We start from the raw sequence: 17098 nt of genomic DNA, 5'->3' as shown, positions 1-17098 counted from the left end.
CGCCACCACCCAACCCGCCCCCACCACCGAGGAGTCCCAGGCATGAGCGAAGCACCGATCGAGATCGGCCGCGGCGCGAACGGCGCCGTCAAGCGGTTCGGCGGCCAGACCCCGGCCAAGGAGCCGTACCGGTTCGTGCTCGGCGACAGCCCCGAGTTCGTGATCCAGGAACCGGACACCGGCACGATGCTCGAGCTACAGTCGGACCGCACCTCGCTGCGGCAGGGACTTCGGCTGCTGCTGCTCGACCAATACGAGACCGCCGAGCCGTTCATCGAGGCGCTGTCGTGGGACGAGTTCATCGACTGGCAGCGTGATGTGTTCGAGTACTTCGGTCTCGACGCGCGGCGCTTCGAGGAGCGTCAGGCCGCGAACCGGTTCGAGCGTCGGCGTCGTCGCCGCTGACCCATGACCGAGCTGGAGACGGACCCGCCCGACGACGGGGACACCGAGAGCTTCTTCGAGCAGGTGCTCGCCGAGGCGGCGGGTCCGTTTTCCCTCGACCTCGACGGCCGCACCGTCGTGGTCGATGTCCCGGCGGCGGACGGGGCGTGCGCCCTCGACACCGCCGTCACCCCCACCGAGCAGCTCGACGCGCTGGTCGGGGAGGACCTCGCCGACGACATCCTCGACGTGTACGAGGAACGCCCGGTGTCCGAGCTGGTGACGCTGATCGACAAGATCCGGGCCCATTTCGGGCTGCTGGTCCCACCGCTCGGAGGGTTCCTGCGGCTGGTCGAGACCCTCGATCTGTACGGCGAGGCGATCGAACGCGACCTGATCGACCGGCACCTGAACCTGTACGACTGGGTGCGCGAGCACGAGAAAACCCCGTGGGACAAGCTGTTTCGGTTCCTCGAACGCCCCATCGAGGGCGGCTACTACACCGCGGCGCTCGCCGCGGATCTCGAGCTGGCCGAGCGGCACGCCAAGTGGGAAGCCGAGCACGGCAAGCCCGCGGGGGTAGGACGGCCGTCGCTGGTCGGGTGGACCCGCGACCGGGACACCGACACCGCGATCCTCGAGACGCTGCGCCGGATCGAGGCGGCGGTATTCCAGGCCAGCCCGAAGTTCAAGGGCCGCGGCCCGAAGACCCCGCGGCCGCTGCCGCGGCCCCTCACCGCCCGCGAGCGGTACGAGAAGTACCGGCTGTACGTCGAGCACGACGACATCGCCTCGAAGGTGCTCGGCTCCCGCTACAAGCGGCTGAGCCTGCCCGACCCCACCCACGACTGAGAGGAAGGACCGCGGTGCCTGATCTGTCCGGCGGCAACGCCTTCGTCGATGTCATGCCCTCGATGCGGGGCTACTTCCAGCGCGTGCGCCGCGAGATCCAGAGCAACCCGGTCGAGCACGAGATCCAGCCGTCGGTCGATCAGCGGCAGCTCGAGAAGGCGCGCCAGCAGGTGGAGCAGGCGTCGGCGAAGGTGGAGGCGGCCCGCCGCAAGGAGGCCGACGCCACAGGCGCGGTCGCCGTCGCGGAGGCCAAGCTGCAGGCCCTCGTCGATCGGGGCGTCACCGACGCCGGCCGCCTGGCCACGGCCCGCGAGAACGTGGCCAAGGCGACCCGCCGGCAGGAGGCAGCGGCGCAGGCCCTGCAGGCCGCCGAGTCCGGGCAGCGCTCCGCCGAGGGACGAGTGCTGCGAGTGCAGGCCAGGCTCGACAGCGCCGAAGCGGAAACCCAGACGGACTCGTTCTTCCAGCGCATGACCGGCCGGGCTCGCGCATTCGGCGGCGGATTCAGCGGCATCCTCAAGGGCGCGGCCACCGGTGCAGTCGCCGCGGTGGGACTGCTGTCGACGCAGATGGGCGAGGTCCTCGAACGCGGCAACCTGCAGCGGTCGCTGCGCGCGCAGCTGGACCTCACCGCGGAGGAGTCCAAGCGCGCCGGGTCGATCGCCGGCAACGTGTTCGCGCAGAACTACGGCTCCTCCATGGCCGAGGTCACCGACGCCGTCGGTGCCGTCGCGGGGTCGATGTCCCTGATCGGGGACACGACGGACGCCGAGATGGAGGACCTGACCAAGCGGCTGCTGGTCATGGCCCAGACCTTCGGCATGGACGTCAACGAGCTCGCGATGTCCTCGTCGCTGCTGATGCGCAACGGCATCGCGCAGAACGGGCAAGAGGCCACGGACATGCTCATGGCCGCGTTCCAGCGGGTGCCCCCGGCGATGCGTGGGGAGCTCATGCCCATCGTCGACGAGTACGGCGGGTACCTCACCGGGCTCGGGTTCACCGGGCAGGAGGCCATGGGCCTGATCGTGAACGCCTCGCAGAACGGCGCCATCGGGATGGACAAGATGGGCGACGCGCTCAAGGAGTTCCAGATCCGGGCCACGGACATGTCCAAGGCGTCCGGCGAGGCGTACACCGCCCTGGGCATGGACCAGACGGCCATGACCAACCGGCTGCTGGCCGGCGGGGAGGACGCCAAGGCAGCGTTCCGGGAGATCATGGTCGGGCTCGAGGGGATCAAGGATCCGGCGGCCCGGTCGCAGGCAGCGCTCGCGCTGTTCGGCACGCCGCTCGAGGACCTCGGCGTGGACAAGATCCCCCAGTTCCTGGCCCAGCTCAACGGCGCGGACTCCGCCATGGGCGACTTCCAGGGCTCGGTCAACGAAGCCGGCGATGTGCTGGCCGGCGGGCCGCTCAACGCCATCCAGACCTTCGGGCGCGAGATGCAGAACAAGGTCGTCGGCCTGCTCGGCGACAACGTCCTGCCGATGTTCGGGGAGTTCACCGGCGCCCTTGAGGACAGCGAGGGCAACGCCTTGGCCGCGGCCGCCTCGATGGTCGGACTCGGCGGCGCGCTGGGCGGATTCGAGCAGGCCAAGGGCGTGTTCGACTCCGTGAAGGAGGGCGTGGTCGGCGTCAAGGACTCCCTGGTCTCCGCCAAGGACACCGCCACCCAGGCATGGAGCACGATGAAGGACGCCGGCGGCTGGGTCAAGACCCAGGCCACCGCGGTCGGTTCCTTCGTCAAGACCTCCGCGTCCGCGACGGTGGAGGCGGTCAAGACCGCGGCCTCGTGGACCGCGGCGCAGGCCCGCATCATCGGCGGCTGGATCGCCAACGCAGCGCGCGCCACGGCCACCTTCATCGCGACCTCCGCATCCGCCGCGCTCGAGGCCGGCAAGACCGCGATCTCCTGGGTCGTGGCGAACGCCCGGATCGTCGCCTCGTTCATTGCGACCCGGGCGGCGATGATCGCCTCGGCCGTCGCCACCGGCGCGATGACCGCGGCGCAGTGGCTGCTCAACGCGGCCCTGAACGCCAACCCGATCGGCGTCATCATCGTCGCGCTGCTCGCCCTCGTCGGGGCGATCGTGTGGGCGTGGAACAACGTCGACTGGTTCCGCAACGCGGTGCTCACTGCCTGGGACTGGATCCAGGCCGCGATCTCCTGGGCGTGGAACAACGTGATCATGCCGATCCTGAACTGGTTCGGCCAGCTGTTCTCCGCCCTCGGCGCCGGCATCATGTGGGTCTGGAACAACGTCATCAAGGTGGCGTGGGACCTGCTCCTCGCCGGACTGCAGGCCGTGGGGAACTACTTCTCCTGGGTCTGGAACAGCGTCATCAAACCGGTCTGGGATGCCCTCGGCGCCGGAATCGCCTGGGTCGTCGACAACGTCGTGCTCCCGGTGTGGGACCGACTCAAGGGCGCCCTCGACCTGGTCAAGGACGCCTTCGGCGCCGCGGTCGACTGGATCGGCCAGGTATGGGACCGGATCAAGGGCATCGCCGCCAAGCCGGTGAAGTTCGTCGTCGACACCGTCTACAACAAGGGCATCCGCGAGGCGTGGAACAAGGTCGCCGGCTGGCTGAACCTGCCAAAGCTCGACGAGGCCCCACTCGGGGAACTCGGCAACTACGCCCGCGGCACATCGCGGCTGCCGGGATACTCGCCGGGACACGACAACATGCGGTTCGTCTCGACGGACGGCCGCGCCGCGATCAACCTCGGCGGCGGCGAAGGCATCGCCCGACCCGAGGTCGTGCGCGCGGTCGGGCCGAGCCGGTGGGACAACCTAAACACCGCCGCCCGCACCGGCGGTGTGCCCGCGGTGCGCCGCGAACTCGGCAACTTCGCCGGCGGCGGCGTGGTCGAGTCGATCGTCGACAAGGTCAACCGGTTCTTCCCCGGCATGGAGATCACCTCGACGTACCGCGACACCAACGATCTGCACGGCCGAGGTCTGGCGGTGGACTTCTCCAACGGCGGCACCGCCGGCACCCCGCAGATGAAGGCCGCCGCGCGGTTCTTCCACGACAACTACGCACCGATGCTCGCCGAGCTGATCCACTGGCCGCTCGCCGGGTGGCGCAACATCGACGAGGGCCGGCCGTTCGACTTCGGGCCGGCCACCAACGATCAGCACCGCGACCACGTGCACGTCGCGGCATACGCACCGCTACCGGAGCCGGGCACCCCCATCGAGCCGATCGCCTCCGGCGGCGGTGGCGGGGGCCTGTTCGGCTGGTTGCGGGCCCGCGTCGCCGACGCATTCGAGGGCGTGATGAGCCCGATCGGCAACGCCATCCCCGACTTCGGGGGCGGCGACATCGGCAAGCTGCCCAAGCTCGCGTTCGACAAGTTCACCAGCACCGTCGGGGACTTCCTGCGCGGCAAGGCCGACAAGGAGGAAGCGGCAGCCGGGATCGGCGCGTACGGCGCCGGTGCCGACTTCTATGCCTCCGAGATCATCCGCGCCGCGAAGGACCGCGGACTCGGGAAGGAAGGCGCCTCGATCGGTATCGCAACGGCCCTCGTCGAGTCCGCGCTGCGGATGTACGCGAACCCGAATGTTCCGGAGTCGCTGAGCTTCCCGCACGATGCGTTGGGCTACGACCACGATTCGGTGGGTCTGTTCCAGCAGCGGCAGGCCGGGTGGGGAACCATCCAGGAGCGGATGAACCCGTACGGTTCGGCCGGCCTGTTCTTCAACGCGATGGTGCGCAAGTTCCCGAACTGGCGGGCGATGGATCCCGGCGCGGTGGCGCAGGGCGTGCAGGTCTCCGCCTTCCCCGACCGGTACGGCCAGCGCATGCCCGAAGCCCGCGCGTGGGTGGACCGGCTGTTCGACCAGGGCGGCCTCGCGCACGGCCGCGGGATCATGATGAAGGACATCATCCGCCCGGAGCGGGTGCTCGATGCGGACATGACCCGGTCCTTCGACGAGAAGTTGATCCCGATCCTCGAACGCCTCACCACCGTCTCGCCGGGGGAGGTGCTGTCCGCGACCGACCGTGCGGCGTTGGTGTCGGTGGATCTGTCCGGCTCGCAGGTCGTCGGTCAGCAGATCGAGAACCAGTACGTCTCCGACGACAAGCGGGTGGCGCGTGAGGTGCGGCAGCAGACCAAGCGGGCCTTCGCGGAAGCGAGGCTGTGATGGCGGTGCTCACCCGGGTCGGCATGTGGTGGACCTCGCATCTGGGGACGCGGTGGGATCTGATGGCCGGCACCGAGGGCGCGGTGCTGCCCCAGGGTCTCAAGTCGGTGTTCCTGCCGAAGTTCACTCCGCGCACGCACACCTCGGCGCGGGTGCCGGGGGTGCGGTTCGACGGCATCGACTGGGATGCCGGGGAGCTCGGCATGACGGTGACGGTGGGCGATACGTGGGTCTCGCGGCCGGACGGGCGGTTCCGGCGCGGCGACGAGTGGCTGTTGCTGGATCGGGCGTTCCGGGATTCGTTCTCCCCGCTCTACCCGGGCACGCTCGAGGTTCAGGCGTTGTCGCAGACCCGCCGGTTCGTGGGGCGTCTGGTCGAACTCGATCTCGCGGACACCGCCGCGGCGATGCCGGACATCGCCGGCAAGACCACCTACAGCATCACGGTGGCGTCGGAGTCGCCGTTCTACCTCGGCAAGCCGCAGGTGTACGACTTCGGGTTCGTCGGAGCGGCGGCCCCGGAGAACTACTACGGCCCGGCGAACGCGGGCCCGGATTTCTACATCACCGGCGGCAACGCCCTGGGCAACGTGGTGCTCACCAATCCGGGGCAGGTGGAGGAGTGGCCGACGTGGACGGTCGACGGGCCGGGGCAGGCGGTGCTCGGCATCGGCGATCACATCACCTACACGCACGGCCTGGCGGCGGGGGAACGGTTGGTCATCGTCACCGACCCGAACGGCACCACCGTCGAAGACGGCGCCGGCAACCGGGCGTGGGACCGCATCGCCGGGCTGTACGACTTCGCACCCGTCGCACCCGGCGACAACGTCCTAGCGACGGCGCAGATCGTCGGGGGCGGCCCGGGCGCCAACATCCGCCTCGAACTCGCCACCCACTTCCTGAGCGCGTACTGACATGCACACCTCGAAGAATCAGCCCCGGTATCTGGTGTACAACCGGCACAAGGAACTGATCGCCTCGATCACCGACCACGACAAGGCGACGATCACCGCGAAGTGGGAGGACATCGGGTCGGGCACCATCACGATCCCCGGCACCCCGGACCCGCAGTTGCTCACCGCGGCGCTGCACGTGCACGACGAGCCGCTGCTGATCTCGGTGTACACCCCGTCGGCGGTGCCGTGGACCGGCCGCGTGTCGGGGGAGTACGTCGACGACGGCGACGGCCCGGTCCTCGAGCTCACCCTGGTCGGTGATCGGATCTGGCTCGACGCGATGCTCGCCGTCGCCAACCCCGACGTCGGACCGAGCCTGCAGGACCGCGAGTCCGACGTCCGGGAGGGCCCGCTCGAAACGGTGGTCAAGGGGTATCTGGCCGACGCGGTGGGGCGGTTGCAGGTGCCGGTGATGGTGGTGCCGGCCGCGCCGGACGATCAGTCCCCGATCGTCGAGCTCTCGGCGCGGATGGTCACGGTCAAGGCCCTCACCGACGATGTGCTCAAGCGGTACGGGTATTCGATCACCGCTCGCACCTACCGGGTCGGGGATCCGCTGCCGGCCGGGGTGCAGGTCGCCCCGGAGCCGGGCACGGTGATGCTCGACGTCGTCGCCGGCCGCGACACCGGCCGGTTGCTGTGGCAGCAGGAACACCTGTCCACCTTCTCGGTGGCCTCCACCGAACCGAAGGCGTACCGCGCGTACATCGGCGGCAAGGGCGAGGGAGTGGCGCGGCCGTTCTCGGAGGTGATCGACACCGACCGCCGCGCCGCCGGCGCGAACCTCGGGCTGCCGGAGATCTTCGTCGAGGCGAACGACGAGAACGTCGATCCGCTCGACGCCGGGCGTACCGCCCTCGCCGCGGCGGCCGGGGGACTGTCGGTGAACTTCACCGTCGTCGACGGCAAGCCGTGGTTCCTCGGGACCGACTGGGAGCTGGGGCATTTCGCGTACGCCCGCATCGCCGGACAGGTGTTCCGGGCGCAGATCACCGAGGTGGAGATGCGCGACGACGCCGGCGCCACCATCACCTACACCCCGACGTGCGGTTCCGCCGCCCCGGGCCGCCCGACCGCGGTCGCCGACGCGGTCGCCCGGCTCGCCGCGCAGATCCGCAACCAGAACGCCAGGAGGTGACCGCGTGGCCCAGACGCTGACCGGGTTCAAGGGGATCGTCGACGAGGCCGGCGAGGCGCGACGGTTCGCGATGCTCGCCCCGCCGGTGGTGGCCGGCGCGAACGACCTGAAACCGTCCTCGTCCGGAACGCGGACGATCGCGCTCACGGCGGGGACCGCACTGGCGTGCGGCATCCGGTACGCCGAGACCGCCGCCACCTCGGCGGTGTTGCCGGCCAACACCTCCGGGCAGCCGCGGTTCGACCTCGTCGGGCTGCGGTTCACCTGGGGAGCGTCCCCGTCGGTGACGGTGTTCTCGAAGCAGGGCACCCCGGCGGCGTCCCCGTCGTCGCCGGCGCCGACCCGCACCCCGGGCGTGGTGTACGAGATGGTCCTGGCGGTGGTGTACGTGCGCTCCGGCGTCACCACCATCGCCCCGGGGGACGTGTACGACACCCGCGTGTGGGGCGGCGTCGGCGGGCCGTACCGGGCGGTGCAGGCCACCAACCTCGCGCGGGTCGATCTGCCGCTCGGCGCGGAGATCCTGGTCGGGACCTCGCTGTATCAGGTGACGGTGCAGACCCCGGCGGCGGCGACGATCGGGTACACGGTGATCGATCCGCAGACCACGGCGTGGAAGTCGTTCGTGCCGAACATCTACAACTCGGCGGGCCAGCTGGTCACCGCGTCCACGTTCTGGAAGGACGGCCGGTACCGCATCGCGGACGGGGTGTGCCGGTTCAAGGTGCGGCTCGGGTTGTACGGCACGATCGGCGGCTGGACCAACCCGGACGGGGTCGCCTACGGCATGGCGCTGCCGACCGCGGTGGGGGCGCAGCTGACCGACCAGTGGGCCGACGCCGAGGTCATGTATCCGTCCTGGCCGTGGATGCCCGGGAAGATGCTGCTGCGCGAGAACGCCACCCGCGGCCTGTTCTACGTCGCGTCCAACCCGAACGATGTGCGCATCCGGGTGATGAACGGCCGCCCCGAACTCGTCACCGTCCACGGCGCATACCTGATCTAGGGAGCTGAGCTGAATTGGTAGCCACCACAGCAGGGTTCAAGGGCACCGTCACCGAGGTCCAGGAGGCCACCCGTTTCGCGCTCGCCGGCGCGAAGGCCGTCGTGGACACCGCGGCGGCGTTCAAACCGACCTCCACCGGCGTGCGGTCGATCCAGCTCGCCGCCGGCACCGCCATGGTGTGCGGGGTGCTGGTGGTCGAATCCGCCCCGCAGGTCGTCGAGATCGCCGCCAACGCCGGCGCCTCGGCGCGCCTCGACGTGCTGGGGTTGCGGTTCACCTGGGCCGGGGACAACTCGCGCGTGGAGGTGTTCGTCAAGCAGGGAGTGGTCGGGTCGAGCACCCCGCCGGCGCTGACCCGGGTCGCGGGAGGCACCTACGAGTTCCCGCTCGCGGTGGTGCGGGTCCGGCCGTCGGTGTCGACGATCGCCGCCGCCGATGTCCTCGACGTGCGGGTGTGGGGCGGGTTCGGGGGGCCGTTCCAGGCCGCGCAGACCGAGCAGCTGTCCATCGTGGATCTGCCGGTCGGGGCGGTGCTGCAGTCCGCCGCCACCGAGTACACGATCACCGCCAACGACGGGCAGGGCAACAGCACGCTGTCGCTGACCTCGGCGGCCGCGCTGCCGTGGACCGCGTACGACCCGGTGCTGCAGTCGTTCGTCTCCGGGGTGTGCAACCTCGGCGCCGGCGGGGTGCGACGCGGCTGGTACCAGCTCGACCCCGCCACCCAGACCTGCCACGTGCGGTTCGAGATCCGCAAGGGCACCGGCTTCGTCGACTTCGGCCGCGGCGGGATGCGCATCGACCTGCCGTCGGGGATCCGGCCGTCGACGGTGTTCGCCGACCAGTGGGGCGAGGGTCTGCTCAACACCAACACCGGGGACGGGTTCTACAACTGGCCGCTGAAGTTCCTGATCCGCAACGAGTACAACAACTTCGTCATCCCGTACGTGACCACCAAGGGCGACGACACGCGGCTGCTGCCGCTCAAGTCGAACGGCGACGACGGCAACCCGGCCGGCGCGGTGCCGGTCATCCTCAACGCCCCACCACCGAACGGTACGCCGGTGGTCGTCGACCCGAACGTCATCACCGGCCATCTCAGTTACATCGTCGCCTGAATGGGAGGCACCCTCGTGGCGCTCGCCGACCCGCACAACGCGGACCCGATCTGGTCCCCGAACCGATACCCCGGCGCGGCAACGGACTGCCGCTACCTCGTCATCCACACCCAGCAGGGCAACGGCACCGCCCGCTCCCTCGCCGGCTACTGCGCCCAGGCATCCTCGCAGGTGTCCTACCACGACGCGGTCGACGAGCGCGAGCTCATCCAGATGGTGCGCTATGTCGACGCCCCCTGGGCTGCGGCGAACGCGAACACCGTGGCCGAGCACCTGTGCTTCGGCGGCAGTTTCGCCGAGTGGACCGCAGCGCAGTGGCTCGATCCGGACAAGGACACCGACGGCCGCAACCAGGACCTGATGCTCTGGCGCGGCGCCCTGTGGGTCGCGTGGCGCGCCGAGATCAACGAGCTGCCGATCCGCCGCGTCACCGACGGCACCCCGCCCCGCTCGCGGGGCGTGTGCGGGCACGGGGACCTCGGCATGTGGGGCGGCGGGCACACCGACCCCGGACCCGAGTTCCCGTGGCCGATCTTCCTCGACCGGGCGGTGCACCTGTCGAAGGGCGGTGCCGTCGGCGCCGCGGTCACCGGTGAGGACTGGGACACGGTCCTGGCCGAATTCGTCGGAAGGGGAAAGTGATGGCCGGGCCGGAGGAGGCGTGGAAGCCGGTATCCGGATACGTCGGCTACTACGAGGTATCCGATCAGGGGCGGGTTCGATCCGTCGACCGCATGATCTGGCACAACTGCGGCCGCGAAGTGCTTTACCGTGGCCGAGTTCTGCGGCAGAAGATGATGCCTCGCGGACACCGACAGGTGACGCTGAGTCGGGACGGCGATCGGTGCACAGTGCTGGTGCACCGTCTCGTGCTCGAGGCCTTCGTCGGTCCGGCTCCCGAGGGGACCGAAGGGCTTCATTGGGACGACGACCCGGGCAACAACCGGGCCTCGAACCTCCGGTGGGGAACGCGATCCGAGAACATCGCCGACCGGATCCGGAACGGAAGGCGGTGCGGCGGAATACGCATCGTCTGCAAGCGGGGGCATCCGATGTCGGGTGACAACGTCCGCACGTTGAGCGATGGCAAGCGCCGCTGCGTCACCTGCCTACGCAAGACGGACAGGGAATGGCACGCAGCGAAAAGGCGGGAGATGAGCAATGCCGCGTAGGTACTTCCCGATGGCCCGCGGGCACATCGTTACTAGTGGTTACGGACCGCGTTGGGGCGCAACGCATTACGGTGTGGATTTCGGCTGGCCGGGTGGATCGGCCAACAAGCCGGTCTACGCCGTCCAGGCAGGCACCGTCGTCGCCGTCGGATGGGATCCAGAGGGTTTCGGTCACTATCTCGACATCGATTCCGACGACGCTCAGGGCTCGAACCTGTGGGTGTACGGGCACATCGTCCCCGAAGTACGCCGCGGCCAGAAGGTCGACGCAGGCCAGCGCATCGGCCGCGTGAACGGAGACCGATCGACCAATGGCGGCGTCGATCCGCACGTGCACGTCGAGGTGCACCGCTGGACGCGCCAACCGGCCGGCCCGGGACGCATGGACCCGATGCCGTTTCTGAAGAACGCGAACTACCCCGGCACCGCCCCGGCGCCGGCCACCACCAAGACCCCGGCGGCATCGGTGCCGTCGGTAACGAAGGGAGCCTCCGTGGCTACAGCAGCAGACGTCCAGAACGAACTCGTCAACACCGCCGACGCGTTGACCCTGTACGACAACATGTCGAACGAGTACCAGGACCCGCGGATGCGGCAGTGGCTCAAGTCCGTCGCCGCCGAGATGACCTTCGGTGAGGTCGCGGACAAGACCAAGGACGGCGGCACCGGCCCGACGACCATGCGCGGGCATGTGCTGCGCACCGCGGCGCTCGCGCGGGAGAACAACCTGCTGCTGCGTGCCGTCGCGGCGCACCTGCAGCTCGACGTGAATCAGATCCTGGGTAGCTGACCATGGTCAAGGTCAAGGATCTGACGCCGGCGCCGGTGGGGGACGTCGGCGGCACCGACCTCGGTATCCCGTTCGTGATGCCGAACGGCCGGGTCGGGTTCGTCCTCGGCGACACGTTCGGCGGCACCCAGCCGTGGGGCCCCCCGATCGGCGGGCTGACGAACTGGCGCTCCCCGGTGCTCGTCACCTCCCCGACCCGGGACATGGCGCAGCCCATCGTGATCGACGGGGCGTGCAAGGGCGGCGCCCAGCTGTGGCCGTACGTGCACAACAACCCGGTGTTCTCCACCGTGCTGCCGTGCGACGCCATCACCATCGGCAACCGCATATACCTGTGGGTGATGGTCACGCAGGGCCTCGGCGGTGAGGTGTGGTGCGAGATCTGGTACTCCGACGATCTCGGCGAGACCTGGGTCAACGGCACCAACTCCACCACGAAGTGGTCCACCAGCGCGTTCCGCGGGCAGCGGGTGATGATGACCTGGGACCGTGGCCGCGACGGCTGGGTCTACGCCATCTCCACCGGCGGCCTGGCCCGCAACAAGAACGCCCTGCTCTGGCGGGTCCGCGAGGAGGACATCCTCGATCCCACCAAGTGGGAGGGCCGCTGCTGGATCGGCGGTCAGTGGGTGTGGAAGGCGAACCCCGCGGACCACGAACCCGGCGACCTGCTCGCCGCCGGCGCCCGCCTCGGCGAGCTCGGGCTGCGCTGGATCCAGGGGCACTGGGTGTGGAGCGGATTCGACGACGCCGCGTACGCCAGCTTCATCCGCGTCGGCCACGGCCCGATCGAAAACATCAACTGGCGCACCGCCCCGATCACCCGCCCGGTGCGCGGCGGCGGCTTCCCGCTCGGATTCGACGTCGTCGACCGCCTGTACGGCTGCTACGTCCACCCCGACAGCCGCTTCCGGAAAGCGGACGGCACCAAGGGCACGTTCGTGATGATCGTGTCCCAGTGGGCCGCCGACGGCGACCCGTACCACGCGATGCAGTACCGCGTCGCCACCCCGAACCCCACCGGCCCGATCCTCGACGACCCGGCCCCACCGGACGCCCAGCCGGTCTCCGAGTGGGACGCCATCCTCGCCGAGTTCGTCGGCCACCCGTAGAAGGGGCACCCGCATGTCTGCAGATCACGAAACCGACGAGCCCGCCGGCGACCAGCTGCCGTTCTGGGAGCTGGTGCGCCGCGAGGCCGCCGACGCCGCCCGCCAGGAGTGGACGCGCCAACAGGCCGCGGTGCGCAGCGAGCTCGGCGACTACGCCCGGCAGGTCGGTGCCGGCGTGCTCACCGGCCAGGGCATGCCCGACCCGGTCCCGGACGTCACCGCGGTCACCGCCCGCGGGAAAGAGCTCACCGTCGTCGACGCCCGCAGCCGCTCGTGGCGCACCTTCGTCCAGGGCCTGGCGATCGACGTCGGCTTCGCCCTGTTGTCGGTGCTCGCCCTCGCGCTGGGGGACTTCGACTTCCTCGACGGCGCCGCGTGGGCCACGTTGGGGGTGCTGGTGCTCAAGACGATCATCCAGACCGCGATCTCGTACCTGGCGCGGCTGAAGATCGCCCCCCGCTACACCGCGGCCGCGCCGCCGGCCTCGGGGGTGAGGTCATGACCGCAGGGGCCCGCGGGCCGGCAGGAAAGGCAGGGACGGCGCGTGTCGCAACCGAACGGACCATCGCCGCGGACCCGGTCCGTGGTCGTCGGCATCGTCGTGGCCCTGTGGGGAACCTCGGTCTCCGCCCAGATCGTCTCGCAGTTCTTCCGGTTCGAGTGGGTGGCCCCGACCGGGCTGAACGAGATCATGACGGCCGTGGTGATGTGGTTGCTCGCGCGTAACCACCAGGCCGCCAAGGCCGACCCGCCGGCGCCGCCCCCACCGCCGCAACCTCGACGGCCGCAGGCCGAGCAGGAGGCCGAGTCCAATGACTGAACTGTGGGAGACGCTCATCCGCTACGTGCTCGTCGGCGCGGCCAGCTACGCCGCCGGCACCATCGTCCAGTACCGCCAGTACCGGCTGCGGGGCGTGTCGCTGCTGGTGCCGTTCGTGCCGAAATCGTCGCGCAACTTCACCATCGTCGTGATCACCCTGTCCCTGCTGACCACGTTCTCGGTGATCACCGGCCAGATCGCCCAGCAACACCAGGCCGAGTGCAACGCCGACTTCCAGCGCGCGCTACGGGAGAACGCCCGCATCAACAGCGAGGACCGCGACCTCGAAAAACGCGACGACGCGCTGCGTGAGCAGCGCGACGCCGCCCTGACCGACCTGGTCCGGGGTCTGCTCACCGCCCCACCCGGCGGCAACGGCCGGGTGCGGGATCTGCTCGAGCGGTACGAGACGACCGTCGCGGTCAACGACCGCGAACGCGCCGACCTGATCGCCGCGCGCGGGGCGCTCGAGCAGCAGCGCCGCGACAACCCGTATCCCGAACCGAAGTGCGACTGACCGGAAGGACGCCGCGATGCCGTCGAGAGTCGCCCAACTGGAGTTGGCCCGCCACCAGCGGGAGCTGATCCTCAAACCGTCCGAGGCGCACGTGTTCGGCGCGGGCCCGGACGCGCCGATGATGTCGTCGATCACCACCGGAGACGTCGCCACCCTCGCCGAGCTGCCGCCGGGGTGGTTCGACTACGGGCTGATCGACAAGGAGGATGCGATCGTGTGGGCCCGTGAGATGGAGAAGTCCGACATAGGTGCGATCGGCTACTCCAATCCGGTGCGCTCGGACATCACCTCGGACGTGTTCTCCCTGGCCTTCAAGGGGCTCGAGACCAACCGGCACAACATCGAGACGGGCCTGCAGGTCGACCTGTCCGGCGTCGCCCCGGTGCAGGTCACCGGCGAGGTCTCGTTCGACCAGCCTGCCGTCGCGCAGGTCCGCCGCGGCCGGTTCCTCACCCTGGCTCGCTCCGGGTACGGCGCCGACGCGATCTACATCGGCCGGCTGATCGCCGCCGGGGAGGTCGCCGAGACGGGGGAGCAGACCATCACCGACGGCGAGGGCGCCCTCGCGTGGCCGGCCACCGTCAACGCGATGATCGACACCGCCGCCGGGTTCTCCGTGCGGCACTTCTTCGGCGGCCCCGGCTGGAGACGGCTGCTCGTCGACCTCGGCTTCCCGCCGGTCGATCCGGAGACCTACACCCTCACCGAGTCGCCGGCCGGATCCGGGCTGTACGGGTTCACCGGCCTGACCGAAGACCCGCCCGGATCGGGGTTGTATGCGATCCCGGCCGGCATGCCCGAATCCCCGGCCGGATCCGGCCTGTACACGATTGGAGCCTGACCGATGGCCAGAAAGCTCGTCTCGTTCGACGAGGCAACCGGGAAGCTCTCACCCGACGTCGAGACCGCGCTCGGCACCGGGTTCGCCACCAAGGGCGAGGTCGGGGCGAAGCTCGACCAGACCGCCGTCGACGCCCGGGTGCGTGCGGTCGGGGATGCCACTTACGTGCGTCCGCCCGGTACCCGCGTGGGGATGATCCCGTTCTCCGCCCCGAACACGATCGCCGCCGCTACCGTGACGGACCTGACGCAGCGCAGCCTCGTGCAGCTCCCGTTCGACGGGATCGAATGGCGCCTCGGCGTCCGCAACATGTCGAACCGGTCCACAACAGTACCCACCACCCCGTGCACGATCACCGGCGTGTGGACCGGCGCACCGCAGCGCACCACCGGCAACACCACCGGACAGCGTTGGAACGGCAACATCCAGGGCGCCGTGACGCAGGTCGCCGGGCAATTCTCGGTCCCCACCGACGGCAGCTTCGGCTGGACCGACTGGATTCAGTCCGACCCGATCCAAGCAGGCATCGAGAAGGTCATCTCCTGGGGGCTGACCACGCCCGCCACCGGCACCGGGATCGCCAACGGCAACGCCCTACAGGGCGTGCTCGCCACCGGCGCAGCCCAGGCCAGCCAGGCGGTGCTGACCGATCCGGTGATCGCCCGCAACTCCATCCGCCTCGACGTGGTCGTGCAGTATCGGTTCGCGGAAACGGTGCAGCACGGTCTGTACGTAGGCGACTCGCGCACCATCTCCTACTCGCAGAGCCGTCTGCCGCTGCCCGCCCTCGTCACCGACGTGCCGGTCTCGGCGCTGCCGCACGAGTCCTGGCCGCTGACCGCCGCCGCCATGTCCGGTGCCGCCGGGTCGAACCTCGGCGTCGGCTCGACCACCCTCGCGGACTGGGCCGTCAACAACCTGCACCTGTGGGACCGCGTCCCGGCGGGTGAGCAGTACGACTTCGCGGTCGTCTCGCTCGGCATCAACGGCATCTCCGGCGGCCTCAACGGGTTCTCCACGCACATGCAGACCATCAACGCGAGGCTGCGGTCGATGGGCATCGGTCGTATCTGGTGGACCACCATCGCCCCGGCCGGGTACGCCGACCAGTACGCCAAGCTCACCGCGCCCGCCGCTGCCGGGGCGACGACGCTGTCCCTCAGCGCCTCGCCGCCGGCGGGGACGCTGCTGGTCGGCTCGGGATACAACACCGAGGACGTCACCGTGTCCTCGGTGTCCGGGACTGGGCCGTACACCGCGACGTTGTCGGCGGGCACCGCGTACGCGCACACCACCGACGAGGCCGCGACGTGGAACTCCGAACGGTGGCGCCGGGTGATCAATGCCCTGTTGCGTCAGCTCCCGGACGGCATCGCAGGGTGCGTCGACTTCGAGCGCGTCCTCGAGGCGACGCCGGGCAGTCCGGTCGGTGATCCCCGCCTGGTCGACTCGGACGGCATCCACTACACCCGTGCCGCGTCGGTGGAAATGGCGCGTTCGGTCGCTGCGGTGTCCTCGCGTCCGCTGTTCGCCTGACCCCGCTCGTAACGGCTCAAACCGACTGTGCTGAGACCCGACCCCTCAGCACAGTCGGTTTGAGCCGGACGTGTCGGACTCCACCGGTAGCCTCAGGCGGTCAAACGAAAGGACCCCGGCGGGTGCTGTAACACCCCCGGGGCATGGCCGAACTACTGAGGAGTTCGACGATGTCTGATGATAGCTGGCGCACCTGCCGGATCTGCGGCGAGACCAAGCACATCTCCATGTTCTACCGCGACCAACGGCGCAACGGGGAAGCCCGCATGCGGCGCCGGTTCGACTGCCGTGACTGCGCCCGCCGCATCATGCGGCAGAGGTACCAGTCCAACCTCGACTTCATCCGCAACTACAAGCTCGAGCAGGGCTGCGTCGACTGCGGGTACCGCGAGCACGCCGAGGCGCTCGAGTTCGATCACCTCCCGGGCGTGAACAAGCTGGCCCACGTCGGCGAGATGATGATGCACTCGCGGGCCGCGATCGAAGCTGAGATCGCCAAGTGCGAGGTGGTGTGCGCGAACTGTCACCGGGTGCGGACCAAGGGGCGCGGCGCTGCGCATGCGTGGCATGACCTCCGTCGTCGCGGCGAGCTGCCTCCCACCGACATCGCGCCACCGTTCCAGCAATTGCAGCTCGACCTGGGCGCATAACACTCACTACGTGGCGATGATCGCTACACCTTTGAGAGGATGG

Annotated in this window: 17 protein-coding genes; all 17 read left to right on the top strand. The window is 69.7% G+C overall.

Annotated features, from left to right (window positions below; all coding sequences use genetic code 11):
• The first annotated feature begins 42 nt into the window (after nucleotides 1–42).
• The 17 genes from G6039_RS07865 (at nucleotide 43) to G6039_RS07785 (ending at nucleotide 17055) form a co-directional block, all read left to right on the top strand.
• Nucleotides 43–405 carry a hypothetical protein gene (locus G6039_RS07865; protein ID WP_043799385.1) on the top strand — a complete coding sequence of 121 codons (363 nt, stop codon included), beginning with the start codon at nucleotides 43–45 and terminating at the stop codon, nucleotides 403–405.
• Nucleotides 406–408: 3 nt separating this feature from the next.
• Nucleotides 409–1236: a hypothetical protein gene (locus tag G6039_RS07860; protein ID WP_043799380.1), complete on the top strand. Its 828-nt coding sequence runs from the start codon at nucleotides 409–411 to the stop codon at nucleotides 1234–1236.
• A 14-nt stretch (nucleotides 1237–1250) separates the two neighbouring features.
• Nucleotides 1251–5396 (top strand): phage tail tape measure protein, encoded by a 4146-nt coding sequence (locus tag G6039_RS07855; protein WP_051446052.1) that lies wholly within the window; start codon nucleotides 1251–1253, stop codon nucleotides 5394–5396.
• Nucleotides 5396–6313, top strand: a complete 918-nt coding sequence (locus G6039_RS07850) for a hypothetical protein (protein ID WP_043799377.1) — start codon at nucleotides 5396–5398, stop codon at nucleotides 6311–6313. Before G6039_RS07855 ends, G6039_RS07850 begins: the two co-directional genes overlap by 1 nt.
• Nucleotide 6314: 1 nt before the next feature.
• Complete coding sequence (locus G6039_RS07845; protein WP_043799374.1) at nucleotides 6315–7493, top strand: Gp37-like protein; 1179 nt, start codon at nucleotides 6315–6317, stop codon at nucleotides 7491–7493.
• Between the two features lie 4 nt (nucleotides 7494–7497).
• The gene (locus tag G6039_RS07840; protein WP_043799369.1) at nucleotides 7498–8499 is read left to right on the top strand and encodes a hypothetical protein; all 1002 of its coding nucleotides are present in this window, start codon (nucleotides 7498–7500) and stop codon (nucleotides 8497–8499) included.
• 14 nt (nucleotides 8500–8513) lie between these two features.
• Entirely contained in the window at nucleotides 8514–9617 is a 1104-nt protein-coding gene (locus tag G6039_RS07835; protein WP_043799367.1) for a hypothetical protein, read from the top strand.
• The gene (locus G6039_RS07830; RefSeq protein WP_051446051.1) at nucleotides 9618–10259 is read left to right on the top strand and encodes an N-acetylmuramoyl-L-alanine amidase; all 642 of its coding nucleotides are present in this window, start codon (nucleotides 9618–9620) and stop codon (nucleotides 10257–10259) included.
• Nucleotides 10259–10789: an NUMOD4 motif-containing HNH endonuclease gene (locus G6039_RS07825; RefSeq protein WP_043799364.1), complete on the top strand. Its 531-nt coding sequence runs from the start codon at nucleotides 10259–10261 to the stop codon at nucleotides 10787–10789. Before G6039_RS07830 ends, G6039_RS07825 begins: the two co-directional genes overlap by 1 nt.
• Before the next feature lie 73 nt (nucleotides 10790–10862).
• Entirely contained in the window at nucleotides 10863–11579 is a 717-nt protein-coding gene (locus tag G6039_RS07820) for a M23 family metallopeptidase (protein ID WP_235194057.1), read from the top strand.
• Between the two features lie 2 nt (nucleotides 11580–11581).
• Nucleotides 11582–12691 carry a DUF4185 domain-containing protein gene (locus G6039_RS07815; protein WP_051446050.1) on the top strand — a complete coding sequence of 370 codons (1110 nt, stop codon included), beginning with the start codon at nucleotides 11582–11584 and terminating at the stop codon, nucleotides 12689–12691.
• Between the two features lie 13 nt (nucleotides 12692–12704).
• On the top strand, nucleotides 12705–13193 hold the full coding sequence (locus G6039_RS07810) for a hypothetical protein (RefSeq protein ID WP_051446049.1): 489 nt from the start codon (nucleotides 12705–12707) through the stop codon (nucleotides 13191–13193).
• Nucleotides 13194–13235: 42 nt separating this feature from the next.
• Nucleotides 13236–13511 (top strand): hypothetical protein, encoded by a 276-nt coding sequence (locus G6039_RS07805; RefSeq protein ID WP_152103955.1) that lies wholly within the window; start codon nucleotides 13236–13238, stop codon nucleotides 13509–13511.
• Nucleotides 13504–14028, top strand: coding sequence for a hypothetical protein (locus tag G6039_RS07800; RefSeq protein WP_043799358.1), 525 nt, complete (start codon nucleotides 13504–13506; stop codon nucleotides 14026–14028). The genes G6039_RS07805 and G6039_RS07800 overlap by 8 nt, the downstream gene beginning before the upstream one ends.
• A gap of 16 nt (nucleotides 14029–14044) precedes the next feature.
• Nucleotides 14045–14869: a hypothetical protein gene (locus G6039_RS07795; protein WP_200868112.1), complete on the top strand. Its 825-nt coding sequence runs from the start codon at nucleotides 14045–14047 to the stop codon at nucleotides 14867–14869.
• Between the two features lie 3 nt (nucleotides 14870–14872).
• A complete protein-coding gene (locus G6039_RS07790) occupies nucleotides 14873–16405 on the top strand; it encodes a hypothetical protein (RefSeq protein ID WP_043799354.1) in 1533 nt (510 codons plus the stop codon).
• Between the two features lie 170 nt (nucleotides 16406–16575).
• Nucleotides 16576–17055 (top strand): hypothetical protein, encoded by a 480-nt coding sequence (locus G6039_RS07785; RefSeq protein WP_152545954.1) that lies wholly within the window; start codon nucleotides 16576–16578, stop codon nucleotides 17053–17055.
• Nucleotides 17056–17098 lie beyond the last annotated feature (43 nt).

Origin of the sequence: Rhodococcus aetherivorans, assembly GCF_011058165.1 — a bacterium.
Classification (GTDB): domain Bacteria; phylum Actinomycetota; class Actinomycetes; order Mycobacteriales; family Mycobacteriaceae; genus Rhodococcus; species Rhodococcus aetherivorans.
The sequence above is the reverse complement of the archived record's forward strand: the minus strand, read 5'-3'. Positions and strand labels throughout refer to the sequence as shown.

Bases quoted from the DNA above. Each gene is read 5' to 3' on its own strand.
- G6039_RS07810 (WP_051446049.1), top strand. From the start codon at position 12,705: ATGTCTGCAGATCACGAAACCGACGAGCCCGCCGGCGACCAGCTGCCG.
- G6039_RS07795 (WP_200868112.1), top strand. From the start codon at position 14,045: ATGCCGTCGAGAGTCGCCCAACTGGAGTTGGCCCGCCACCAGCGGGAG.
- G6039_RS07860 (WP_043799380.1), top strand. From the start codon at position 409: ATGACCGAGCTGGAGACGGACCCGCCCGACGACGGGGACACCGAGAGC.
- G6039_RS07785 (WP_152545954.1), top strand. From the start codon at position 16,576: ATGTCTGATGATAGCTGGCGCACCTGCCGGATCTGCGGCGAGACCAAG.
- G6039_RS07845 (WP_043799374.1), top strand. From the start codon at position 6,315: ATGCACACCTCGAAGAATCAGCCCCGGTATCTGGTGTACAACCGGCAC.
- G6039_RS07800 (WP_043799358.1), top strand. From the start codon at position 13,504: ATGACTGAACTGTGGGAGACGCTCATCCGCTACGTGCTCGTCGGCGCG.
- G6039_RS07790 (WP_043799354.1), top strand. From the start codon at position 14,873: ATGGCCAGAAAGCTCGTCTCGTTCGACGAGGCAACCGGGAAGCTCTCA.
- G6039_RS07865 (WP_043799385.1), top strand. From the start codon at position 43: ATGAGCGAAGCACCGATCGAGATCGGCCGCGGCGCGAACGGCGCCGTC.
- G6039_RS07815 (WP_051446050.1), top strand. From the start codon at position 11,582: ATGGTCAAGGTCAAGGATCTGACGCCGGCGCCGGTGGGGGACGTCGGC.
- G6039_RS07850 (WP_043799377.1), top strand. From the start codon at position 5,396: ATGGCGGTGCTCACCCGGGTCGGCATGTGGTGGACCTCGCATCTGGGG.
- G6039_RS07825 (WP_043799364.1), top strand. From the start codon at position 10,259: ATGGCCGGGCCGGAGGAGGCGTGGAAGCCGGTATCCGGATACGTCGGC.
- G6039_RS07830 (WP_051446051.1), top strand. From the start codon at position 9,618: ATGGGAGGCACCCTCGTGGCGCTCGCCGACCCGCACAACGCGGACCCG.